Below are 24,723 nucleotides of genomic sequence, written 5' to 3' on the forward strand. Positions count from 1 at the left end.
AGACACAAAGAAAACACCCTTATTAGGCTGCCATGCTACCATATTCTTTTGGTGGGTGGTAGCCTAATTTTTCTTGGATGCGCTCTTCATTATAATACTTCATGTATCGGTGAATCCGTTCGATAACTTCTTTTTCTGTTATGGAATTGAATCTTGTATACATAAACTCCTCTGATTTTAAGCTCGAGTGGAACGATTCAATCACTGCGTTATCCCAACAGTTTCCACGCCTAGACATACTGCTGGTTAGTTTCTGTTCTGCCAATTCTTGTTGGTATGCATAAGACGTGTACACACTTCCCTGATCGGAATGCACGATGACTCCTTCTGGATTATGTCGGCTCGCTATGGCTTTCCGTAATGTATCCAGGACAAGTGATGTCTGTTGATGATTATCCAAACTGTATGCGACGATTTCATTGTTGTATAAGTCCATGATGGTAGAGAGATACAACGTTCGTGATCCGTATTGAATATACGTTATATCTGTCACCCATTTTGTATCAGGCTTTATAGCCGTGAAGTCCCGATTTAGAAGGTTCGGGGCGATAATGACAGACTCTCCCTGCGATTTCCATCTCTTTTTACGTTTAACTTTACATTGGAGATGGAATTTCTGCATGATACGCTGCACCGTGTTTCGATTGCGTTTGATACCATATTGGCGCTGAAGCAGCTTCCGTATCTTTCGATGCCCGTACCGAAACGAGGTTTCGGTACACAAAGAAATGATTGCCTCCTCAACTGCCGTTCTTAGGGGAATGCCTTCGGAGGCCCAACGATAATACGTTGACCTGGCAACCTCCAAGACATTTAAGATCGTTGTAACGGTATGCTTCTTGCGTAGTCTCTCCACTAAATGAAGGACTACTTCTTTTTCAACTCCTTTTCGATCTCCAAGTACTTTTTTAGAATTTCATTTTCTACTTTTAAGTGCTCGATTTGTCTGTTCGTTTTTTCCTCTTTAGAAGCATACTCCGGGCCGTGGCCATAGCTGTATTGCTTTCCAATCGGCTGATCAAATCGATGCATCTGATTATCCCGGTACCATTTCATCCATGTCTTAATCTGAGAAACATTTTTAATCCCATACTTCTCCATTAATTGTTGGTTGGTATACTGCCCACTTAATTTATCTTTTACCACTGCCCATTTCGTTTCTGCCGAATATCTACTTTTCCCCATAAAAAATACCCTCCAAATTTACACTTAATCTTAGTGTATCACTTGAAGGGTGTTTTTTTATGTCCCATTTGATTAGGTTAGTCTATAATAACTGCAGCTCTTTTTTCATACCTTTTGTAATCCTTGAATTAAACAGGTTCAAGAATTGGAGAAACATCTGTGTTTTCACTTCTCGTATCACAAGTAGAACAAAATTTGAGCCAAGTAGGGTATTCATCGTACATTGGTACCATAATACCACCACAAGAACAACTTTCATTATAATTTTCTGTTGCTTGTTGTTCCTCGCTTTCTTTAATTTTCATTTGATATTCCATTTCCATTACGCAATCGCTTAATTCATCTAGTTATAAGTTTTTCTTTTTCGTTCTCTAATTCTTTAATTCTAGCAATCTCCTTCTTGTTAAATAATCCTTTTATTAGTTTGAGCATTGCGAACATCTCCGGTTTATTATTCTGTTCATTCTAAATGAAGTTGTTCCTTGTCTTCAAAACTAGCTTCTAATTTCTCATTAGCTCTAGTGGCAGCAGTGTAGTCTAGGTACGAAACAATTATTACCGTTATTAGGATGCCGCTAGTAAAACCTAGAAAAAAGAGCTGCAAACTTTTTTTCACCGCTTATACATCTCCTTAAGTCAATATATGATGATTTGTTGTTAAATAACCAATTAGCCCGCTAGCTAATATAGTGACAGCAAGTGCTAGCATAAAAACTTTTTTACTCATGGTATCTTTCCCCTATACAAAGAGATAGACTAGCAAGAGAGCTATATAAAGCAATCCACTAATCAATCCAGCATTTAGTAAGCCTACAAAAAAATCGCCTTCTCTATTGATCATTGCCCTGCACCCTCTTCTACGACAGCAAGATATTCTTTCACAATAGCTACATTTACCTGTAGCTGCCTTCTCTCTAGCTGATTCTTCTCCAGGAATCTTGAAACTAGATTGTTGTAAATCAATTGAATCTCATAAGGAGTAAATGTTGAAGCGAGATTAACGTTGAAGATATAGTTATCACCTTCACCATTGTTTACTTGTATTAGAGTTACATCGCCAGCCTTGTTATCAATCTTTCTTAGAGAAGACCACCAATATAAATCCCACATTTCGGTTTCAGCAGTAACATGTTTCGGGCCTAGAAAAATCTGAGGAGTAATAAAAGTGAAGTCTCCTATTCGCGCCATACGGCTCTCTAAACCACCCTTTTGAGCTTCCACTCCTATAGAGTCTCTTTCATCGATAAACGCTCTCTTACTGCCCAGGAATGCAATGTCAAAAGCTATTTGATTTAAAGGATAGTGAACATCCTCATATTCACTGATTAAACTCATAATGAACTGGTACATTGTCTCAGATATAAGTGCTTCTTCCTCATTTTGTAAAACAGCTTCTCGTATCAATAAAGGGATTTCTTCTGTCAATATACCTTCTGGATTGGAAAGCCATATAGGATCCAAAGTTGTCTGCTCATCAGATAATAATTCTCGAACAATGAAGTAACCATTAAAGTATTGGGACTTAACAGCCTCAAAGAAGGGGTCTTCATACTCTCTATGTTTCTCTGGATCGGTAATAGCCTTCACTTTTTCAAGATAGTACTGATACATAATATTAAATTGCTTATTGAAATGCTCATCGTTTATAAATGATTGACGAAGTTTGTTTTCAGTAAGAAGTAAGGCTTCTTTTTTCGTACCAGCTGTATTTGTTGTCATTTGATATCCAACTCCTATTCTTATTGCTCAATGTATGGTGCAGATGGACTGTCATCAGAGAATTTCCAGATTCCATCTTCTTTGACGATCGTTGTGATATAGAATTCTTCTTTTTTGTCTCTTAATACTTTCCGATAAAAGTATGCTTCTACTTTTCCTTGACTGTACTGCAGCTTTGATAGAGTGTAATCTTTTGCAGCGGGATTACTTTCTTTGTAAAGTTCCTGGATGCTTTCAAATATATGAACTCCATCATGCTTGTCTTTAGGTAAATCGGCTACTACCTTATCGGAACCATAATTTGAAAGAAATTCGTAATACTGCTCCGCTTTCAACTCACCGTTTTCAAAAGAAAAGAGTATAGCTGCAACATATTGTGCGAATGACTCAGGGTCTTTCTCGTTTATCTGTTTTGACACACTCTCATTCTTTTCTATTTCTTCTAATTCATCTAAGTCATTCTCTTGTAATGAATCTGATATAGGTTTTTCGTATTCCTTATAAAAGTTCTCAAGCTCTTGTTCAGATTTAATGTCTTCAGTTTCATTGTCTTCAACTTGTTTGCCTTGTGTTTCCTTTGCCTTCTCTACAAAACTATCGCTGCAGCCTACAAGGAATACTAAAGTTAAGGTGAATGATAATACAATTAGTTTTCGCATGCTGTCCTCCAGTGACCTACATCTAATTTATTTCTAAGGTAATCTTTATCGTTATTATTTAAGTAAGTTGCTATAGTAGAGCTTTCTAAGGAAGTAGTTCTATGGATGATTTTTTCATAGAAAGAAGATACATCTGATATTTTCCAATTACCTTTACCTGGAGTTATGGCGTGATCAAGAATATTCGCAGCACAGTAACAAAGAGTTTTTAAATAGTCTTTGTTTACATTAGTAGAAACGCTAATTCCCTCAATCTTTCTTGTACCAAAGAGACATATAGTCACTATTAATGATTTGTGGTTCAATACATCTGTTCCAAAAAGCTTTGTAAACACTTTGTCACCCTGTGTATATAGCTGATTCCTTAGATTCTTTGCTGAACCGTTAAGTTTAATTTTAAATTGACTTCTATTAGGCTGAACCTTCACCATATCACCTAAATTATTGACTAAGATGTAATTGAATAAGTAATGTGATTTATCCCTTTCAAATGGAACTACTAAAGTATCTTGATTTAGTGCATCTACTTCACTGCAACTTATCAATGCTGCTATTATTAAGTTTCTGTATGACTCGCTTGATATCGTAATACACCTCCTTTAAAACAAAAAAAGCCTAAACGAAGCGCACGGAGGCACTTCGTTTAGGCTTTATACCTGTTATATTTTGTATACACTTATTCTACTACTTGTGAACTTTGATTATCAAGTATGTTTTTACCCTCTTCAGTTCTGAGCTTACTGTGCTTAACAAGTATAGCAGCACTCTCATACTCTATTCCAAGCATTTCAGATATTGTATCGATTTTATAATTAAGTTCATAGTGAAGGTAAAAAGCGTATGCTAGACGAATTCGCGATGGAGATAATTTTGTATTTAATCCAAAGTCTTTAGCGATTCCATTTAGATGGCCATGTATTGTCATTAATTCCATCGGACCAATTGAACCATCTTGTTTTTTGGAGGTTAAAAGGTACTGTGACATATTAAAGTGAGCTTGAAACATGTAATGGTTAAAGAAATCTGCATGTATACCCATATATTCTACAGAATGCTTCCCAAGATCTATAATGACCCTCTCTTCTGAAACAAACACATTCTCTTTTTTAACGTGATATTCAGAACTTCTTAATCCCTTAAGAGAAAGTAAAAACACAGCTTTTCGGCTATCAGTATAACCCGCTTCGTTTAAGACATCTGATGTTATTTCCATTAAACTTCGATAATCTAAAAATGAAGGACTCATTTTTATGTGTTTTATCGTATCGATTTTGGCTGCGGGATCAAGTGCAATCTTATGGATCCTTTCGAGATAGTCAAAAAAGTTCTTAAGAATACTCAGATGCTTATTCAATGTAGATGCGCTATTGCCATCACTTAATTCCTTATATTTTAGAAAATCCTTAATATCAGATGCAGATATCTGATACAGTTCTTTTCTTCTTTCGTACTTGTCATCCAGGAAGATAAATAACATGTTTACAGTCTTAATATAAGATTCAACAGTATCTTCACTTTTATTATTGTTAAGTAGATAGTTTGAATAACCAAAAGGCAAGCTATATCACCTCTTCTCGCAATCTTTTAATACATTATATCATCACTTCTATCTGACACATATTCACATGGGTCAAAAGACATCTTGATGACATCTCGTGTCTTTTAGAGATACATTAGAGTAATTAATTACCCTAATGTATCTCTAAAAGCTCAAAACATTGTCTCCAAAATGAAAAAAGACCTACCCTATTCCTTCTCAAAAAAAAAAGACGACACTACAGAGTGCCGTCTAAGATTTTATACTTTGTATCCCAACTTGAACCTCAATCCTCATCGCCCATCTCTAGGTATCCAATACCAATATCACCTAGTCCCCCTGCAGCTTCTTTTATACTATGAAATCTGCTTTGCATATCTTCTAACTGCAGCTGGTCTTTTTCAACCTTCTCTCTGGCGACTGCAAGTTCTTCTTCTTTAGCTTTTTTAAGGGAATATTTCTCTTCAAGCTGAGAGTCAAATTCTTTTTTAAATGCACTTACTTCTTCTTGAGCAGTTTGCTCTGCTTTAGCCATAACTTCATCTACATCAATCGGATTGTTATCAGGCCCTTTGAAGATGTTTTTCAGTGACCATTTCTGCTCATTTTTAACAGCCATTGAATTTCTCAATGAATTATCAAGCATGCGATAGTACTTCTTCTCGAGTGCCTGGTTGTTTCTGCTTAATTTGATATTATCAATCTGCGAATCAATGTGCTTAATTTCATTCTCGAGCAACTGTACTTTCTTAACAGAATTATCCAAGTTGTATTGTTTCTCAAATACACTACTCTTCAAAGATTGTATCGTAATCATTTTCTTTAAGGTTGAGATTTCCTCTGCAAAGTCTAAATCGTCATAGTTATAATCTTCTACTTCTCTTGATTTAGGAGGCGTATAGCTTTGATTCGAAATTGCACCTGTTAATCCAACGAGATAACCAATATCAGAAAGAGTCTTTTTCGGCTTGTCCATAAGAATGAATATCATATGAAGTTTGACAATACTTATGTAGTCAAGTCTAAAGAACCTTCCTATTTTTTCAGGGTTTATATAATCGTTTATTTCTGATCTGAAATAGTTCCTCAAAGTTGAATCAGCTCTAGCTAAAATAGTGCTGGCTTCCATAGTACTGTATTTAGCAGTTGTGCTCATGTTTAATATTGATTTTGTAAAAAGTTCGTCATCTAGCTTCCAGTATGCAATCTCAGTCCGAAGAGGATCTTCCTTAAATGTTTGCTCAAGCAAATTCTTCATATCGTTTTCGTTGGACAAAACGCTACACCTCTTCATTGTGTATTTCTACAATAATACTAACTATAAAATGCTGTGAAATCAAGGATATCAGCGTATATTACAAACGTTAACAGTATTTACTGTAGCGGAACTGTATCGCTAGTTAGCGCTGGTTCGTTACCTAGCGTTTTAGTGAACGTTATAGCGTTTATTGGCGTTTGTATAACGTATTGGTTGCATTTTGTTTGTGTATTATTAACGTTCGATTCGCGATTATTATACGTTCTTACACTATGGAAACGCTAAGTAGCGCAATGTAACGAAATACGATAGCTAATTATGATGATCTATCGTATTTTATCGTTCGTGGGTTCACAAACGTTTTGTAGCGCAAAAAAATAACCCTCTAAAAGAGGGCTATCTCATCTTAAAAATCGATATCATCAAGGCTAGATGGAGTAAAGCGTTTAGCGTTTTGATTATTTTCATCAGACTCCTCGAAGTCGTCTAAAGATAGTTTCTTTCTTCTTTGGGGCTTATCCTGTTTAGTTGAGAAGAAATCATCAAATTCACCTAAATTTAGTGATGCTGCAGCTTCTTTTTGAGCTTTCTTTCTATCTTCTTCGATCTGTAACCATTCTTGTAACTCGGAATTTAACTTAGCTATACGAGTAGGTGGTGAAGGTAAAACAGCTATACCATATAGAGTTAAATTCTTTACTCTGCTGTTATTAGAAATTGATAGGTTAACCTTAGTTTCCAATAAATCTGAGCTAAATTTATAAACATCATCTGCGATTCGCGGCTCGATATTTCTAGATGAAGGATACATAATAGCTACCGCTGCATTTACAGTTGAAGTTGAGTCATATTCAGCTAATACTTCATTGTTCCTAAAGAGCATATCTATTACACCTGAAAGATTAGAATCAGTTTTAATATCGTTATTTCGAGAAATAGATAACCAACCTGGTGTAGATAGCGTACTCAGAAGCTCAGTTTTGTCCAGTACCGATCTACCGCTTAGAAGGGGAATAGATGAAATCTCTGCAATTAAGCCAGATACAACCATATTACTATAGGATTTAGCATCTACTTGATGACCTCCGTTAGTTTTAAGAGGGCTTTTCTCGTAGTAATCATTCATTCGTTCATTGTCTATAACTAAAATACTACCGATTTGATTTTGATCAACCATACTTTGAAGCAATGATATACCTGCTAGTGCATTCTTTCTGAATTGGGAGCCTCTCTCATCTGAAGAAGGAAGGCTACATATAACGCCTAAAGGAATTTTATCACCAGGTAGTTTTCTTGCTTCGCGAACTCTAGAAAGGTAAGAAAGGGCTACTTTTAATGCGCCGTTTCCAGTTCCACCGCCAAGACTCACACAAACCCATACAAATTCGGCATCTTGAATCTCATCAGCTATGGCTACTTGCTGATATTTCTTTTTGTTCTCTACAGCTATTTCATAACCCAATTGTGCATTCTTATCTGTTCCTTCCAGTTCCGGAAACTCTTCACTAGAAGTAACTATTCTGTGAGAATCAGGGATAAGTTGATTATGTTCTTCCATATCTGACTTAGAAGAGTTAAGGAGGAATGTTGGATGGCCGAATCTTGAAAGTTCAGCTGCTATTCTTCCGCCGCCTTGTCCTAAGCCAATAATTGCTTGAGTAGGGTAACGATCCATCTCATTTTCAACCTCTTTAGAAAATAAGTGTTCAGACAGGATCGCTTTTAGAGCACCTAGTTTATTATTTTCTGTCATAGTCTTCATTCAATATCCCTCCGCTTTTTTTCTTGTGTTAAAAGGGTTCCTAACTGTAATCCCCTGATTGTTACAAAATAAGGAGTAGATGTGCCGTCTTCTTTTTTCTCTATGAATCCCTGGGATTCCAAAACAATGAAAGCAGCGTCATACTTTTTTCTTTTGCTTTTATAATCTTCGAGACGCGTTTTAACCAATCCTTTTATATTTTGGTTTTCACGATTATAAATTAGAATCTTCCGAAATACCTCAGTTGTAAACTCGTTATGTTTGTCTCTTAAGAACTTTAGCGTCTGTTTATCGTACTCAAAGTTCTTGAAGTATGTATCATTAGAAGATTGAACTATCTCATCCAAAAGTATCACCCTCTCCTTGTGTACCTAAAAGGTTCTTAATTATGTACCATGAATTCATTATAACAAAACCCTATTAAATAAGGCAAATGCAATGTTTTGTTAATTGTGGTACTAAAGGCACCTCTATTATGGTACACAAATAAGGTACATTAATTTGCGGGTTTTATATTTGTCTTTTAACTATAGAATCTGACCTTATTATCATTAGATTTGGACTTTTGGCATCTATCTCTCTTAAATATGTACTTGTTGCTGCTTTAAAGAGCTCATTGATCAGACTATAAGACGATGTTACGCTGCGTTCGGTTTAGGTAATGACATGATAAAAAGTAGCTATATTCGCTAATCAGCGTTTGTTTAACAAAAGAACTTAGCTATCTAGCGTTGAATAGCATCTTAAGGAATCACTAGTAAGCTCAATAGCGTTTAACTAACGGTAACGTTCATTTAATGCTAGCGCTACGCTTCGTTTTACTTAACCGAACGATAAAAGGACGCTAAATATAAGAGGGGAAAACGCTATTAAGCGTAACAGCTTAAGCGTAACAGTTTAACCGTAACAGTTTAACCGTAACAGAATGCCTGTTACGCTTAAACTGTTATGATATCGAAACAAGTTCGATAGCTTCGCTACGCGGAAATTTGCATCCTCAGAACCCCGAGTATTATCCCTCACAAAGAATTGAAATATAGTTAAAAACCATTTGTATAGCTGTTCTAGACAGCCTTAAAATATTACTCTAAACTATCCCTTAAATATGCCTTATCACTCCTTTATATAATGGGTAATTTCAACTTAGAATAGTCTAAACTGAAATAGGATGCTACAATGTTTTAAGAAATATATATACAACAGGGATAAGCCCATTCACATTACTCAATAGGAGTATAGTGGATGGGCTTTTGTTATGAGGAGGTATTTAAAATTAAGCATCATTTTTCATTCGGCATTAATGGAAGGGGAGTCTATCTACAAGATTTTGAATTAGATCTTCTAAGGATTCTTGCTAATCAGAAGTTAGTTACTTCCAAGCAATTTCTAAATTTATATAACATGTATAAACCTATCTCTGGTGATTCACTGAGAGTGAAGCTATCCAGATGGAGCAAGTATGATGTAGTCAGTACTCAAAATGTGAGGGTTCAAAGAAGATTTGGTAATCCGCTCAAGCATATTAGAATAGGCCAGAATGGAATAAAAATTCTAGTTGATATGAAAATACTATCTCCTGATTGGAATAAGGTTGAGATAAAGAAATTCTCTCAAATTAAGAACTATGATCATTACTTTGGGATTCAAGAGATAGCCACTAGAACCATCATTAACCTGCAGAACAAATTAAGTGACTTCAAATCTATATCTCCTGGTTTTGCAGATGGTTCAGTTATTAGTACGGATGAATTATCTTTGTTAGCTGCAGATAATGTGGTTCCAGATTGGATACTAATTAGCAAAGGGCAAGTGCTGTTCTTAGAGTTTGATACAGGCAATGAATCATTACAAGTTATCCAGGATAAGGTTAGGCATTACATATCACTATCCAAAAGGGACCACTCGAATAAATACATTGTTCTGTTCTCACTTATTGATGAGTCTATGCCTACGCTTCGATATTACCCTGACAACAGAAAGGTTAGAATCAACAATATGAAAATGGCAATCAAAGAAACATTTGATTCAATTGGAGGAAACCCGTCTAACTTAAGTGTTTATGTCGTTTCGTTAAATAGATCAGTACGATTAGCAGAAGAGATCTTAATTGGCACAAAACCATATGGACTTGTAAATCAAGAAATTGAATTAGATACCTTTGCAACTTTAATTAATGAAAATAAAGGCCTTAACTTTCGTTTTGAAAATACTAGACACCTTAATTCTCAGGCAGGCCATGCATTAGGAACGGTTGTTGAGATAGTAGATAAGAGTAGTGGCAGAAGAACGACTGCTTCTTTACTTCTAATGGACGAGGGGAGCGTTGACATGATTGCTAATGTTAAGCGGTTTTCTGATTATTCGCAGATGAATGTTTTAGACAATGATAGCAAGATACTTATAGGTGTCTTCAAAGATAAAATTCAGTTGGAGAACGAAATTATAGGAATCAACCTTCCTAACGTATATTTCACTGATATGGATAGTTGGAAGCCATCTGGTTCTCAGGAATTTTTACGATCTGTATCACCTACAAAGATGGAGGTATGTACACTTGAATAAAAAAGAACGATTTATTAGCAGCCTCCCTACTATAGTGTCTGTAACGCTTTTAGTTTCTTCTCTTTTTCTAACACTAAGAGCAATCTTTAATTACTCATTTTTAATGATTGGTCTGTTCCTAGACAAGATACCCGCGTTTATACTTTTCGGTAATCCATTAAAGCCAACAATATGGGGGATGCTTGCTATTCTCTTACTCTCTGTTACAGCATGGTTGATTTCAACTAAAGTGAATAGATTCAAGTCAATTAAGTGGAAAACGTATATATTCTTTCAGATGTTCGCGGGGATAGTAGCCTTTTACGTATGGTGGATATCTGCTCCTGTCTACAATCATGTAGTACCTTATTTACTCACACTGGTAAATGGAATTGACATGAATGCAACATGGTCACAATTACTACTGGGGAACCCGGATTCACTTATGGTTTTCATAATGTTTTTCCCGACAATTGTTATAACTTTGATCCTGTTATGGCTGGCGGGACGGTATTCCCAGCATAGTGATTCACTTAAAGTTGCTTTTAGAGAATTCGAGTTTAATTCTTACTGGCTACAAAGATTCATCGGGTTAGGGGAAACAGAGAGCTGGCCCGACGTTGTATTAGGGAAGGATTCAAAGACAAAGGAATTAGTTGTTCAACTAGGTAAAGATAGACCACTCAACAACTCTATTATCGGTAGTATTGGTACCGGTAAGACAGCTGCGTTGGTGCTGCAACTGCTCAATCAAGACTTACATTGGATGGCGAAATTCATCAATAAATTTGAAGAAATTCATGAGGACGAAGATTATATTTCTGAGGATAAGAGCGGGATGTACTTAAACGGTATATCTGTAATAGAACCCTCCAACGATCTATGTCAGAAAGTATTCCAGTTAGTTAAGGCGCATAACATACCAGATGAAGCGGTATTTTATATTGACCCTACTAATCCCGAGACCCCTTGTATTAATGCTATGCAAGGACCGGTTGATCAGGTAGCGGAAGCTTGGACAATGGTAATTGAAGGATTGGCCGAAGAGGGTAATTCAAACTTCTTCTTCCAACAGTCACAGCGCAACCATTTGAAGCAATATATATATTTGTTGAAGCTTCATGACCCTGATAAAGATGTGATCTTTGATGATCTAATTGATATATATAATAGTCCGCAACTAGTAAGAAGAATGCATGAAAAACTGAAGAAAACCTTCCCGGAGGATATAGCAAGTATTAAAGATAGAGATGAACGAAACCATTGGAAGATTGTACAACAAACTGATGAGTGGTTCGATATGCATCACTTGCCGCTATTGTCACGAAACGGTACACCTGAGAAAGTTAAAATACAGGGAGATTATTATGGAGAACCCGCATACTACGACTCTCAAGCAGAGATGGTTAAAGGTCTCAGAAATATACTATCCGATCTAGGTGCCAACAAATTAATTCGTAGAGTACTTTTTGGGAAATCAAATTTCAATTTTGATAAGCATCTTGAATTTGGCGGTGTATTACTAGTCAATACAGCTAAAGGAGAACTAGGCGGATTATCCAATGTTTTTGGTAAGTTGATTCTATTGAGCCTTCAGAATGCTGTATTCCGGAGAAAACCAAACGTATCTAATTTTCACCATATACTAGTGGATGAGTTTCCAGATTATATATACAGACCGTTCAAAGAGTTTCCTGCTCAGTCAAGGAAGTACAAGACTATTATTACGGTAGTTGCACAAACTGTTGCTCAGCTTGCAGATAAGTATGGTGAAATGTACCTGCAGACTTTACTTACGACTCTTAGACATAAGATGGTGTATGGAGACGTATCCGAATTTGATGCGAAGCTATTCTCGGGTATCTTTGGGGAGGCGGAGCATTTTGAAGAAACACAGAATGAGCAAAGTATTTCACCTCTCCAAGAGAATCCTGTAACACGAGCTGGAAGTTCTTACGTAAGAACAGAAGAGGCCATACTGTCTCCTAATGATATTATCTTCCAGAACGCTTTCCAGGTAGCAGCTAAACTTGTTAAAAACAATAGACCAATGCCGGTAAGACAAGTGAACGCAAACTTCGTTCCTAAAAAGGAATTTAAAGTAGCAAAGCACTTGGTAACAGATGAAAAAGGTGAATATTGGATTCAAACTAGGGAGCGATTCTTACAGAGTGAATACCTTGTTCAAACTCCTGCTGAAGAAGAAATAGAACATGGTGAAAGAGAAGTTGAGCAACAGGAAGCCGTGGAAATTAGAAAGGAGCATGACGATCCAATTATTATTGTTCCGGATAACGAGCAACCTGTAAGAGTTACTTATCATTCTGATAGGCAGACCAAACATGTAGCCCCTCCTGTAATAGAGCATACCGAGGCATCTGATGTAGATGCTAGTTATGATCCTCTAAGTGAATTGTTTAGCTCTACTGCTGCTGTAGGAGATGAAGAAGAAAAAGCAAGTCTGTCTGTTTTAGGTAAAGAGGAGAACGATTTGCTAAAAGTGCTGCAGAATGAATCATCTAAGGTAAGTAGCACTAAGCCAGAATCAATCTTTGATGAATTAGAAGAGGATTACAAATAATCTTAAAATCATAGTTTAATATTTGATAGTAAAGGAGTTTATATATGGAGGATAAGGTATTAGTAGATAACTTCCTTGAGTTAATAATACTTCTTGGAATGATGATTTCGGTAATTGGTATAATTAAGATCTCTTGGACAGTCGCTAAAAAACGAAATAAAGAAAAGTTCGAAAGGGAATGGGAAGCGGCGAGGAATGAAAGTAATGATATATAAGCCACTCCTTTAATCGGAAATTGAAGAGAAAATCACAAATTGAGGAGGAATTCTATTGTGTCTTTGCAGAGGCTAAATAGAGCAAGTAGCTTATACAAACAAGATATAAAAATATACAGTGATATCCTTACAGCTACGCTAAAATACCAATTAGTTAAATCACTAAGGAGTTGAACAGTTGAATATAATAAAGAAAGCCTCATATGCTCTTCTCGCTTTTCTATCTGTTTCGATTTTTTATGTAATTCCATATTCTTCAGGAATAAATCGTTACTCAGTATTAGTATTGGTTCCCTTGGCGATTTCCTTGCTTGGAATAAGTTGTGACAAACTATTTATGAAGGAAAATGAGTTACCCAAAGGCGCTATCATGCTATTGAGTATCTGTGCAACTATAGTGACTGCTATATATCTTTTTGCTCAGCCAACATATACATTTGATAGGTGGTAATCATTGCTGTAGCTGCTGTAAGACAATCAAAGTTACTAAAATAAAGACCCGCAAAAAAGTAAATCTTGCCAAATATATAATCATAATGTAGTATCTACACTATAAGCGAATATGACTAATGGGACACCCCAATACTACTTTGCCTCTAGGCATCGTATGTGTTGGGGTGTTTTTATTTAATTTTTTGGAGGGGTATCATATGACAGAAACACTTTTGAAGTCCTGGAACAGTAATGTCGAGCTTGAGGAATTAGCTAATAAGCGGCGTACCGGAGAAATAACAAGAGGCGCGGTAAGTTCCACTACAAAAATGAAAATGCCTACAGAAGAAAGTGGCAGAGTAGTAACAAAGGAAGTGGAAGTAGCTATTTTCAGACTTGAAGGCGGCATCAGAGCCTATTGCCCTGCAAGTGAATTCTCCGCTCATGAGTTCTCCAGCTTAATTGGCTTTGTTGGATCAATCCAGGAGTTTGTTATTACAGCTCTGGATCTCGAAAATGAAATCGCTACTGTCAGTGTTAAGAGAGCAGATGAAATAAAGAGCGCCGCTTTCTGGGAGGAATTGCGCACCCGTAAAGACGAAGAGACTCTGTCTAAAGAAGTTTACGAAGGTGTTATCTCCGGATATAATCCACAATCACGCACAATATTTGTGAAAGTGAATGGGACCAATTGCTTTATGAATACTGCAGAATGGGATCATGGCCGCATAAGAGATATAGAGACTCAGGTAACTCGCGGTTCTAAAGTTGAAGTAAAGGTATTACGTATCGACGAAGAGAGACAGCTAGTACAAGTTAGCAGAAGAGCAGCCATCGAGGATCCATTTGATCAATTGGAACAGATGAAAGACATGGAAGGTATTGCAGGTAAGATTACTAACGTTCATCCTATCCACGGTATTTTCGTACAGCTGGACAACGGACTAGAAGTAAAGGGTATTAAGCCGAGAAGTCTACAAGAACCGGATGTTGGCGATATTGTTTCATGCCGCATTAGAACTATTGATAAAGAGAGCCGGCGCTGCAAAGTTGTTATCTATGCTTATCCCCGCGGCAAGAAACAGAAAAAAGACGTAGCTTCGTTCCTTTTCGACTAAATGACAATAGAGCTTGTAAAGGATGACGCACTAGAATATCCCTATTATTATAACAAGCGGGGAGAAATTCCTTTTTGGGATCATCCACTAATAAAGGGATATAAGTTCTTGCCAAAGAACTATAGGCCGCATGTTAGCCTTGATGCGGTGCTGTCACTTTACCTTAGAAAGATTATCGATGACGCAGATATAATGCTCCTTAAAGTGCTTGGCGATTCCATATGTAGCAACGAAGACCAATTAAGAAGATACCTTGCTTCTAAGATGTCTAGATCAGATGTTTCTAAACGCTTAGACCGTTTCAGAAAGTTTGGTTTGGTAGACAGATGGAAGATTAGGGTATCTACAGATGAGGATGAAGAAATTAAGCCGCCTGCTCCTTTCACTCTAGGAGTGGCTGGCTATAAGTTTTTAAAACACTTCTACAATGAAGACTTCTTTATGGAACCAGGCAGATGGGATACACTTGGGGTAGGAGCGGTACAGCGGTATGTAGCAATGAATGAGCTCAGATGTAGGCTTATCGAGGCAAAAGTAGCTAAGTCATGGAAATGGAATACTACGATTGCTGATCATATGAGAATTAAAAAGCCTATGGGTGCTGCTGAAATCCAAACTCCTAAAGGAAATTTGAACTTCTTAATGGAGAGGACTCAACAGAGTCAAGATTTTGTGGGGTTCATTAGAGAAAAATTATATTCCTGGGCTGGAGTTTATAAGAGCTTAGGCAACCTTCCAATACGCGGGATGGGTGACAATATACCGGTAGTAGTTCTATTTACGTCTACACTATCAATAGCAAATCATCTTAATAAAGAACTACTGTTAGATACTTTCCCGTTTAAGATTTGGATTTGTGTTGAAGAAGATATGGTGGATTCAGGGTTAGAGACAGCAATATATAGCCCTATAAAAGGAGAGCTAAAGAGATCGCGGTTGGATTTCTTAGCAAAGCCTTATGAAGGCTAAAATACAGGACAAAACTTACAAAATAATGGTAATAAATTTTGTTGACGTTACCGAACACAAGTGCTAATATTGTCTCAAGCATCCTTTCTGAATATATATTCGGAAAGGTGGGTTCCCAGCTTCCCATGGCTGGGAACTGACAATATAATATTATCGGGAAAACCCCGAAAAAATCATGAATGATCGTGATTTTTTCGGGGTTTTTTATATTTCTGGATAAAAGATGGAGTGACGGTTTTGAAAAAAGTCTTACTAGCAATCGGAGATGCAACATACAGTAAAATTCTTCGAAACCACCTTAGTACGCATGAAGATGATTTCGAAGTGATAGACAGTGAAGTCATGCATCATCGTTATTTGGACGAATTTATTATTGCAGAACAACCTGACATTCTCATCTTACATGACTACTACTTACCTAATGACTTTAAAAGTAGTGATAGAGAATGGATTGAAACAGTCTATCGGATAAGAGAGCAATTCAATGACAAGGTACGAGTAGTATTTCTTTGTGAGAGAGAGAATAGTGATCCATTTCTGACTAACCTTGTTGCATACCATGTACTAGATATTTTCAACAAGAACTCTATTGATTTGGACGCCATGATTAATCAGTTGAAGAATGAGCCGCTTTTCTCAAACGTTTCAAGGTTCATGAACACTGCAGCAGAGGTAGCAAAGGTCGATATACCAGCTCCTACTGTACTTGAGAAAAAGCCAGAACAAGAAGATGTGGTAGATACAGAGCCTCTTAAAGAGGTAGAAGAGCCCCCACCGCAAAAGCCGAAGAAAGAAAAGCGAGAGAAACCTGAGAAGCCGATTGTACAAAAGCAAGTTATTAAGCGGAATTATCAAATACAGCTTAGTGAACAGGTTGAAAAGGTAGTAGGTATTCCAGTCGAACGAAAGACAGTCCTGGTTATCAGCCCCTTTGCAAGAAGCGGCTCTACATTTTTTTCGCACATTGTCAGCCGGCAGTTGGCTATGTTAGGAGTTTCGACAACCTATATGGAGAATCCATTTCAACCATCATATACATGGGATCGATTTAATGGCCATAACCTGAAGCCAAATTACAGAAGTAAGTATTTTCAGCAAATAACAGAGTATGAACTTGATTCTGAACAAGTGGAAGATTGGATCTTCCGTGACGTTAATCTCCTTGTAAAGAATCCTGCTGCAGAAAAAGAATATGATGAGCAATACTTTGGATTTGATAATTACATAAAAATGCTGTTCGCAAGTACAGCAACGGTAACGATTATAGACGCCGGTGCGGATTGGGCGAAGCCAGTTTATAGAGAATTATTCAGTGTAGCCAGCCACGTGTTCTGCGTGGTCGAACCAGATTTAAGCAATCTACAGAATATCTTTGACGAGAATGACTTACAAAAGAGCTTGCTCTTTGAAATGGCAAACGATGATAAGTTTCACTTAATCGGTAATCGTTTCAGCAATGGATTTGATAAAGAACTGATAGAGCTAGCAAATCAAGCATTAGACCTAGATTTCACTACCTGCATTCCCGAGTTTTCTTCTCAAGACGTTTTCATGTCTCAAACTAAAGGAGAATTCTTAAATGATTCAAGGAAAAATCGAGAGAGTATAGAGAAGGCTCTTGCTCCAGTTCTTGAATTACTTCTACCTAAAGAATTTAGGAAGAAACAAAAAGGTAGCAGCCTCATGGGACGTTTGATGAATAAGAAGATAAAAATAGTTACGAATGAAAATTAAATAACGAGGAGATATGAAATGAAAAATAAAAAGATTTTCCTAGCTTTAGGTACAGCTGTTCTGCTTCTGGCTTGCCTTCCAACGTATGAATTATTTTTTAAAGACAAGATGGATAGCGTTGAAGTTCTGATAGTAAACGCTGAAGAAGGTATCAAAGCAAAAGACCAGCTTACAGAAGATAATGTCATTGTAGAACGGAGAAGAAAACAGGATTTAGTTGCTGGAACAGCGCTTGCCACAGACTTTAAAGAGGTTATCGGCAAGGAAGCAGGTAAAAATCTAGTGAATAACTCAATTGTGTCTAAAGAAGATATTGATTTTGAAGATTTGGTTCCAGACCGCTCTAAAGGTGAAGCAATTAGACCAATTGTAAATGACATGATTTTTGCTCAACCAGGATCACTAAGAAGAAAAGACAGTATTGATATCTACGCAATAAGCGATACAGACATCGAAACAAATACAGCAAACGAGACTCAAGAGTCTGATAACGACTCTGATGATGCGGATGGAGAAACAATTGTATCCAGCACAAATCCTGACCAAGAAGTGGCAGCAACTAAATTAAAAGCACCAATTTTACAGGATGTAAAAGTTGTATATGTAAAGGATTCATCTAACCAAGAAGTTACAAATGAAATTGAAGAAAAAGGCACAGAAGAACGATTAAATGCGACAGGTAATATTTCCGATCTTGAAGTAATCCTGGATGAAGCGGACTTTGATTTGTTAATGAACACAGTACTAAGTGGAGAGAAACTATACATTACTTATAACTAGGGGGCAGTACAAATGGAGATGGTAATAGGAACTTTAAGCAATGACAAAATCTACAAAGAACTTTTTGAGCAACATGATGATATTAAACTAGCACTCACAGTAGGCGAACTAGATAAGCATAATAAGACTTTTACTGTTGATATTAACGCACTACTAATTGATGGAAATCATAAACATCAACATGAGTTAGGTAAGGCAACAGAGCAGTATCCCGATATACCGGTTTTTTACAAGCTTCCTGATGGAATCAATCGTGATGAAGCAAAACAGATTCAATACTTCTGCTCAGCTTATAAGGTTAAAACGTTACCACCTAACTTAAGTCCAAGAGAAGTCACAGATAAGATGTACAACCAAATGAAAACAGAGATGTCTATCGCCAGTAAACAGACCGTAGTGTTATATGGAACGCACAGTGGGGCCGGCGTAAGTACCACAACATTTAACCTAGCAGAATCTATTTCCTCTCAGGTAAATGAGAAAGTGTTGGTACTCAGTTTGAATGCATGGGATCCTTCCGATTACTTCTTCGAATATAACGGAAAGTTCTTAAATGACTTAAAGGTCGATCTTCAAACAAAATCTTTGACTCCTAACCTACTTGAAAGGTCAGTGCACAAGCATAAGAATTTCTACCACTTGGCCGGCAATCGTGATATTAAGCTGCAGCGCTTTTATCGAATCGAAGAGATTGAACATCTATTAGATATCGCAAAGAAAACATTTGACCTGGTTCTAATTGATGGCGGTACACATTTTGATACAGCAGTAGCTGCCGAGACTTTAGTAAGCAGTGATTTAAGATTTATTGTAACGACACAAGAAGATAAAGGATATCGTGGTTATTTCCCTCACGTCTTTGAACAATTGTTAGAACCAGCTGGTGTGAAGAAATCAGAGTTTATGCTTTTAATTAATCGATACAATCCAAATATGTCTCTGATTTCTGAGAAAGACTTGGAAGATGAGATGAATATATCACGTCTAGCTACTATCCCTGATATGGCAGAACTTGGTCCGGTTGCAGTTCGCCAAAAGGAACTTCTATATAACGTAGCTAAAGGCGAATATAAAAAGAACATAGATATTGTATCTAACCTAATTATCTCAGAAACTAAATTATCAATTAAAGATCAAGATATTGATAAAAATACAGGTCTATTCGGCAAATTGTTCACTAATAAAAAACCTGCAGGAGTTGGTAGATAATGATCAAAAAAAACCTCCTACATGATGAACAGCATATCAAGGAAGAACATTATGACGTCGGCCAATGGCTCACTAGCCGCATCAAGGATATTGGTGGAGAAGCTCCTAGAACAAAGTCAAGTACGGAAAAGAAAGAGGAAGAATTTAAGTCCCTTTGCCAAAAAGTCAAAACGCAAATGGATGTAAATAACACGCTAACAGGTGAAGGAAGTAGTGAATGGCTTGATAGAGTACACAAAGCTGTAATAGGTGATAAGGATGAAATGGCTTACTTCATCAATAAGATCAACGAAGTGTTGCATTCAAGTAACTTAAGCGTTAGTGAATATCCTTATTTTTATGACTCCTTAGCAGAAGCCATTTTCCATGAAGTTTGGGGTATCTCCATTCTTCAGAAGTGGGAGAAGTACCCGGAAAGTGAAGCGGCAGCAATTCGCGGGACCGAATTATGGATAGATGTTAATGGAGAATTTGTCCTTCAGGAAGAGCGATTTGCAAGTGATGACGTAGTGGAACATATCAAGAGGACATTTACTATCCGTTCGAGTGATTCAATTATAAATAAAGAAACTCCAGAATTGGAGATTGAACGAGAAGATGGCAGCCGTATCACTATGATCCAGAAACCCCGCAGCCGCGAGAACTATGTTATGTTCCGTAGATTTGTTGTAAAAGAAGTCAGCTTAGAAAAGCAGGCTGAACTAGGCACCATTGACGAAAGGGATATTGGAATCTTCCAAGCTCTTTCCCGTACTATGCCGAATATTATTATCGCTGGTCGTGTTCGATCAGCTAAATCCACCTTACTAAAGACTATGGTGAAGCAGCGGGATCCAAAATATGTGATTGCTTCGATGGAGAAACACTTCGAGCTGCAGTTAAGTAAATCCTTACCAAACCTAGTCTTTGAGGTTCAAGCAAAAGAAGGAGACCTTCACACTGCTTTACTTCGTTTACTCCGGATGGAGCATGACTTTATTGTTGTAGGAGAGATAAGGTCATTAGAAACAGAAGCTTACCTACAAGCATGTGAGCGGGGCGAAAGAGGGGCTATAAGCTCATATCACTTAACGGATAAAGATAGCATAGTTCCGCAGATTACGCGTCACTTACTAGATGAATTTCCTAACCGAGTATTTGCAAATGAGTTGGAGCGCGTAGCAAGAAACCTAGACCTAGTTATTACAACTACTGCTGAAAGAGACAGGAGAAAGAAAAGAGTATTGTCTGTTACAGAAATCATTTGGAATGAAGAAACTAAGCAAGATGAAACTAATGATTTGATTAGATATAGTTATTCGACTGGTAAGTACTACTACAACTCTAAGATCAGTGATCGGCTGCTGCTGCTTATGGCAGAGGAAAACTTGCCTGAAACTAAGAAGTTAGTTCATCTATTAAAAGAACGTGAAAAAGAATCATCGATGAGGGATTACAAAGAAAGCACTAGACATTTATTGGCCGAGATCTTTGGTGAAGCAATATGAGCAAACTCTACCAGTGGTTCTGGGGAGACGGTATTTACTACATTTTCTATATTCTCATTTCCATAGCCGTAATTTACTTTGTCCAATTAGTCTTAAGCGCACCCGTTAGAGAAAAATATGGTCAGTGGAAGTACAAATACAGATTACGAAAGATGCGGATTGAATCCACCGTAAAAGAAACTGATATCACTCATAATGGTGCCTTTCTGAATCACATTCAAATGTTGATTAACGCAACCAAAAATGAAAAATCAGAACAAGATGTGGGCTCGTTCTTTATCACATCGATGTTGCTCTTAGTCGTCACAAGTGTTATGACGGTTATTGCTTTTAAGGACATAGTTTTAGCAATAACTCTCGGAGTCCTTATAGCAACGATACCTTATCTGTTCCTGCAGATAAAGTTAAGGAAAATTAGGTCCGCTATGTCCGGTGAATTTAGAGAGTTAGTTCAAATAATAATGCAACAGTATAGCGCTAACCAACACGACATGTATTATGCCCTAAAAGAAACTCAAAGGATTGTTGTAGAACCTACATTAAGAAAGATAATGACTAAGTTAGTAAATGATCTTCAAACAGCTAGAAATAATGAAGAGCTTAGAAATACAATCTCTGTTTTTGTCTTTACTGTAGGAAATAGCTGGGCAAAAAGACTAGGGAGTATCATTTTAAAGGCATATACGGATAAAGAAAATGTATTAAAGACACTAATGGTCTTAACAAGGCAAATAGAAGATACAGAAGAGATGCTAGAAGAAGAAAAGTCTGGAATATTGGATACAGTACACACAGGTTATCTTACAATACCAATTCTGATTGCCTCTGTAGCATTAGGCTATTTTGTATCTGGTGCACAGGACTGGTTTAACTTGCAATTTAACAATAGATATACTCTGCTTCTATTTACCTTAGGATCGATTGGAACAGTCTTTTCCGTAATTATTTCTTTAATACTTAAGAGTCCTAAAAATGATTTATAAAAGAAAGGAGGGAGAAAGTTTTGGATCAATCGCTGATCTTTAAGATTATCCCAATATTGTTTTATGGATTTTATACTGTTTTGGCCTTGAGTACTGGTTATCTTGTATACGCTGGGCTCACTACTAATACTGAAAGGTTACAGACGCGGCTGCGATTAAAACAATCCTTTAGTAATAGTAAGCAACAAATTATCAAGACCGCCAAGGAAACAAAGGCAGAAAAATGGTTCAAGCTCACAAATTATCCTTTAGGTTTAAATTCGACGAGGTACTTTGTAATTTATTTCAGTATTGTGGGCTTGCTAATAGCAAACTATGTTTTGCTACCAATGCTAACTGGCAGATTAATTAGCAATTGGGCTTTCGTAGGTATTATCGCTTTCGCGCTGCTGTTTTTACCTAGTTTTCCATACTCGCTTTTCGTATATACGATGAAGCGGATAGTAGAATACCGAATTGCTAAAAAGAACGCAGAGATATTCATGCTCTACGACCTTATTACCAACGAATTAAGAATGATGAACAACACTAGGATCAATTCATACAACCTGTTAAGAAATTTAAGACCCTACTTTGATGTTATAAGTGAATCTTACAACCGCTTACTAACAAATTGGACAAATGATGAAGGTCCTAAAGTAGCTTTAAATCGCTTTGCAGATGAAATTGGTTCAAAAGAGGCTCGGGCACTCGCTAATATCATCAGTAGTTTAGATGAGATTGAAATAGATACGGCATTAAACTCACTTAGTGGATTAAACGATATGTTCATTAAATCCCAAATAGAGAACTATCGCAGAAGGAAAAAGGTCACTAATGAGCTCTCTTCTCTTCCAATCAAGGCTACACACTTTATTATCATTTTGAACTTCGTTGCAGTAGTGATTGTAATGGTTATGGAGATTCTTCAAGACAGTCAAGGATTTTAAAGGAGGTGGTTTATATTGAATACTACCTTGGCTGCTTGGATGAAGCTGGGGTTTGCAGCGCTCATCACAGGAATACTTATATATGGTTTGTTTTTCGACCAAATTAATGGTTTTGTGGGCGACGTCAATGGTTACATTGAGCAAAGTTCCTAAGGAGGGTTGTGCATGTCCAAGGTGCTTCAGGCTTTTATGTTTATAGGATTTACAGCGGTAATAATATCTCTGATAGCTTACACAACCTTTGAACTCATGTCTAATAAGAATCAAGATTACCAAAGTAATATCGAAACTAATCATCAATTATGATTTTTAAAGAGTGTTATAACTCTTAAAAAATAAATTTAACTATCAATTGGAGGAATTAACAATGAATACAGCTTTATCTACTTTTCTAAAATTCGGTATCACAGCATTAGCGATTGGAATTTTGCTCTTTGGTGTAGGTTATAACCTTATGAGCGATCAAGCAAATACTTACAGCGGCCATGTAACAAGTGTTGAAGCAGACCTACCATCGAAGTAAGAGTAAGGGGGGAACCCCCTTACTTCATTTTTTTAAGGAGTGAATTTAATGCCGGCAGTACTTCAAAAATGGATGACGATTGTTTTAGTGGCAAATTTTATGTTCGCACCTATATTAGGCTATGTAGACAGCTTGCACAGAGAAGCGGTTGAAGTTGTTCTACATGAGGGAGCAAAGAAAGCATCTATAGAGGGAAGATTCACGGAAGAGATTATTGCAGATATGCGCTCAGAACTTGTAGAAGATTATAACTTTGACCCAGATAAAATTGATATTAATGCAACAAAAAATCTTACGTATAGAAACGAATACATAGAAGGAAGTATTGAAGTACCTCGTGGCCCTATATTCCTCTTTGATATTTTCATTTCAGGTCCGCGAACAATTAAGAAAGACACCCAAGTTTTAAGTGAGTATATAAATTAGCATCTAAAGGAGTTTAAATATGTCTCATGTACTCAGAATCTTATTCCTGGGAGCTATGTTTGCTTTTATTATATCTATGCAATATAACCAGGAAGCTGATAGGACTGCCAATAGACAGGTTAAAAATGCACTTGAGCTTGCTGTACACGATGCTGCGCTTGCCCTTGATGAAGCACAATTAGCTCAAGGGAACATTGTGTTTGATCAAGTGCAGGCGAGAGATAATTTTAATCAAAGCTTAGTGATTAACCTAGAATTAAAGAGTTCTTCAAATAAGTTCTTCGAACCGGAAGTCGATTCTTACTACCAGGACGAGTTTGAGGTAGAAAGTATTGAATTTATAGATGATAGTAATGCTACTTTCCCTATGGACTACAATAACAATCAATATAATATTGTAGAACGTGTAAATGGTCCAAGTATCGTCGCGGTTTTATCAACTAAGAGCCCAAGATATTTTAGAGGAGAAGGAATTAATATAAGAAAAGCAGTAGTTTATGAGTATTTTAAGTAAACATTCTTCCAAAACTGCCGATAATAGTAAAGACTACTGTTTTTCTCCTCCAAATTACATATTTTTAAAGCCCACTTCTCAGAATATACTGGATTTTAGAAGTAATTTGAACTATACTATATGCATACTCATTTTATTTCTGATTTCTTGGCAACCATTACT

General features: G+C 36.8%; 25 protein-coding genes. 16 read left to right on the forward strand and 9 right to left on the reverse strand.

Annotated elements, in window-relative coordinates; translation table 11 throughout:
- Nucleotides 1-22: 22 nt before the first annotated feature.
- From KS242_RS17730 to KS242_RS17770, 9 genes are all read right to left on the reverse strand, one after another.
- A protein-coding gene (locus KS242_RS17730; protein WP_217323524.1) for an IS3 family transposase occupies nt 23-1,185 on the reverse strand; the annotation gives its coding sequence in 2 pieces (ribosomal slippage) (nt 23-909 and nt 909-1,185; 1,164 coding nt in all).
- A 128-nt stretch (nt 1,186-1,313) separates the two neighbouring features.
- Complete coding sequence (locus KS242_RS17735; RefSeq protein ID WP_217324324.1) at nt 1,314-1,508, reverse strand: hypothetical protein; 195 nt, start codon at nt 1,506-1,508, stop codon at nt 1,314-1,316.
- Between the two features lie 514 nt (nt 1,509-2,022).
- A complete protein-coding gene (locus KS242_RS17740; RefSeq protein ID WP_217324229.1) occupies nt 2,023-2,904 on the reverse strand; it encodes a hypothetical protein in 882 nt (293 codons plus the stop codon).
- A gap of 20 nt (nt 2,905-2,924) precedes the next feature.
- Nucleotides 2,925-3,563, reverse strand: coding sequence for a hypothetical protein (locus KS242_RS17745; protein ID WP_217324230.1), 639 nt, complete (start codon nt 3,561-3,563; stop codon nt 2,925-2,927).
- Nucleotides 3,551-3,898, reverse strand: a complete 348-nt coding sequence (locus KS242_RS17750; protein WP_217324231.1) for a hypothetical protein — start codon at nt 3,896-3,898, stop codon at nt 3,551-3,553. The genes KS242_RS17745 and KS242_RS17750 overlap by 13 nt, the downstream gene beginning before the upstream one ends.
- A 341-nt stretch (nt 3,899-4,239) precedes the next feature.
- Nucleotides 4,240-5,121: a tyrosine-type recombinase/integrase gene (locus KS242_RS17755; protein WP_217324232.1), complete on the reverse strand. Its 882-nt coding sequence runs from the start codon at nt 5,119-5,121 to the stop codon at nt 4,240-4,242.
- Nucleotides 5,122-5,386: 265 nt separating this feature from the next.
- On the reverse strand, nt 5,387-6,376 hold the full coding sequence (locus tag KS242_RS17760) for a hypothetical protein (protein ID WP_217324233.1): 990 nt from the start codon (nt 6,374-6,376) through the stop codon (nt 5,387-5,389).
- Between the two features lie 388 nt (nt 6,377-6,764).
- Nucleotides 6,765-8,120 carry an FtsZ/tubulin family protein gene (locus KS242_RS17765; RefSeq protein ID WP_217324234.1) on the reverse strand — a complete coding sequence of 452 codons (1,356 nt, stop codon included), beginning with the start codon at nt 8,118-8,120 and terminating at the stop codon, nt 6,765-6,767.
- Nucleotides 8,117-8,476 carry a hypothetical protein gene (locus KS242_RS17770; RefSeq protein WP_371747649.1) on the reverse strand — a complete coding sequence of 120 codons (360 nt, stop codon included), beginning with the start codon at nt 8,474-8,476 and terminating at the stop codon, nt 8,117-8,119. Before KS242_RS17770 ends, KS242_RS17765 begins: the two co-directional genes overlap by 4 nt.
- Before the next feature lie 886 nt (nt 8,477-9,362).
- Here KS242_RS17770 and KS242_RS17775 point away from each other — a divergent pair.
- The 16 genes from KS242_RS17775 to KS242_RS17850 all read left to right on the forward strand — a co-directional run bounded on the left by KS242_RS17775 (nt 9,363) and on the right by KS242_RS17850 (nt 24,561).
- Nucleotides 9,363-10,682 (forward strand): replication-relaxation family protein, encoded by a 1,320-nt coding sequence (locus KS242_RS17775; protein ID WP_217324235.1) that lies wholly within the window; start codon nt 9,363-9,365, stop codon nt 10,680-10,682.
- Nucleotides 10,675-13,242 (forward strand): type IV secretory system conjugative DNA transfer family protein, encoded by a 2,568-nt coding sequence (locus tag KS242_RS17780; protein ID WP_254391893.1) that lies wholly within the window; start codon nt 10,675-10,677, stop codon nt 13,240-13,242. Before KS242_RS17775 ends, KS242_RS17780 begins: the two co-directional genes overlap by 8 nt.
- Nucleotides 13,243-13,286: 44 nt before the next feature.
- Complete coding sequence (locus KS242_RS17785; protein ID WP_217324236.1) at nt 13,287-13,457, forward strand: hypothetical protein; 171 nt, start codon at nt 13,287-13,289, stop codon at nt 13,455-13,457.
- 178 nt (nt 13,458-13,635) lie between these two features.
- Nucleotides 13,636-13,908 carry a hypothetical protein gene (locus KS242_RS17790; RefSeq protein ID WP_217324237.1) on the forward strand — a complete coding sequence of 91 codons (273 nt, stop codon included), beginning with the start codon at nt 13,636-13,638 and terminating at the stop codon, nt 13,906-13,908.
- 199 nt (nt 13,909-14,107) lie between these two features.
- Entirely contained in the window at nt 14,108-15,007 is a 900-nt protein-coding gene (locus tag KS242_RS17795; protein ID WP_254391894.1) for a S1 RNA-binding domain-containing protein, read from the forward strand.
- A 108-nt stretch (nt 15,008-15,115) separates the two neighbouring features.
- Nucleotides 15,116-15,976 carry a replication-relaxation family protein gene (locus KS242_RS17800; protein WP_254391895.1) on the forward strand — a complete coding sequence of 287 codons (861 nt, stop codon included), beginning with the start codon at nt 15,116-15,118 and terminating at the stop codon, nt 15,974-15,976.
- A gap of 237 nt (nt 15,977-16,213) precedes the next feature.
- Nucleotides 16,214-17,710 carry a hypothetical protein gene (locus KS242_RS17805; protein ID WP_217324239.1) on the forward strand — a complete coding sequence of 499 codons (1,497 nt, stop codon included), beginning with the start codon at nt 16,214-16,216 and terminating at the stop codon, nt 17,708-17,710.
- Nucleotides 17,711-17,728: 18 nt separating this feature from the next.
- Complete coding sequence (locus KS242_RS17810) at nt 17,729-18,490, forward strand: hypothetical protein (RefSeq protein ID WP_217324240.1); 762 nt, start codon at nt 17,729-17,731, stop codon at nt 18,488-18,490.
- Nucleotides 18,491-18,502: 12 nt separating this feature from the next.
- Nucleotides 18,503-19,699 carry a CpaE/TadZ family protein gene (locus tag KS242_RS17815; protein WP_254391896.1) on the forward strand — a complete coding sequence of 399 codons (1,197 nt, stop codon included), beginning with the start codon at nt 18,503-18,505 and terminating at the stop codon, nt 19,697-19,699.
- Nucleotides 19,699-21,186, forward strand: a complete 1,488-nt coding sequence (locus KS242_RS17820; protein ID WP_217324241.1) for an ATPase, T2SS/T4P/T4SS family — start codon at nt 19,699-19,701, stop codon at nt 21,184-21,186. Before KS242_RS17815 ends, KS242_RS17820 begins: the two co-directional genes overlap by 1 nt.
- Complete coding sequence (locus tag KS242_RS17825; RefSeq protein WP_217324242.1) at nt 21,183-22,169, forward strand: hypothetical protein; 987 nt, start codon at nt 21,183-21,185, stop codon at nt 22,167-22,169. Before KS242_RS17820 ends, KS242_RS17825 begins: the two co-directional genes overlap by 4 nt.
- A 20-nt stretch (nt 22,170-22,189) precedes the next feature.
- Nucleotides 22,190-23,098: a hypothetical protein gene (locus KS242_RS17830; RefSeq protein WP_254391897.1), complete on the forward strand. Its 909-nt coding sequence runs from the start codon at nt 22,190-22,192 to the stop codon at nt 23,096-23,098.
- A 15-nt stretch (nt 23,099-23,113) separates the two neighbouring features.
- The gene (locus KS242_RS17835) at nt 23,114-23,251 is read left to right on the forward strand and encodes a hypothetical protein (protein ID WP_217324243.1); all 138 of its coding nucleotides are present in this window, start codon (nt 23,114-23,116) and stop codon (nt 23,249-23,251) included.
- A 214-nt stretch (nt 23,252-23,465) separates the two neighbouring features.
- Entirely contained in the window at nt 23,466-23,621 is a 156-nt protein-coding gene (locus tag KS242_RS17840; RefSeq protein WP_217324244.1) for a hypothetical protein, read from the forward strand.
- A 48-nt stretch (nt 23,622-23,669) separates the two neighbouring features.
- Complete coding sequence (locus KS242_RS17845) at nt 23,670-24,047, forward strand: hypothetical protein (protein ID WP_217324245.1); 378 nt, start codon at nt 23,670-23,672, stop codon at nt 24,045-24,047.
- A gap of 19 nt (nt 24,048-24,066) precedes the next feature.
- Nucleotides 24,067-24,561 (forward strand): peptidase M23, encoded by a 495-nt coding sequence (locus tag KS242_RS17850; protein WP_217324246.1) that lies wholly within the window; start codon nt 24,067-24,069, stop codon nt 24,559-24,561.
- Nucleotides 24,562-24,723 lie beyond the last annotated feature (162 nt).

This window comes from Terribacillus sp. DMT04 (assembly GCF_019056395.1).
GTDB lineage: Bacteria > Bacillota > Bacilli > Bacillales > Amphibacillaceae > Terribacillus > Terribacillus aidingensis_A.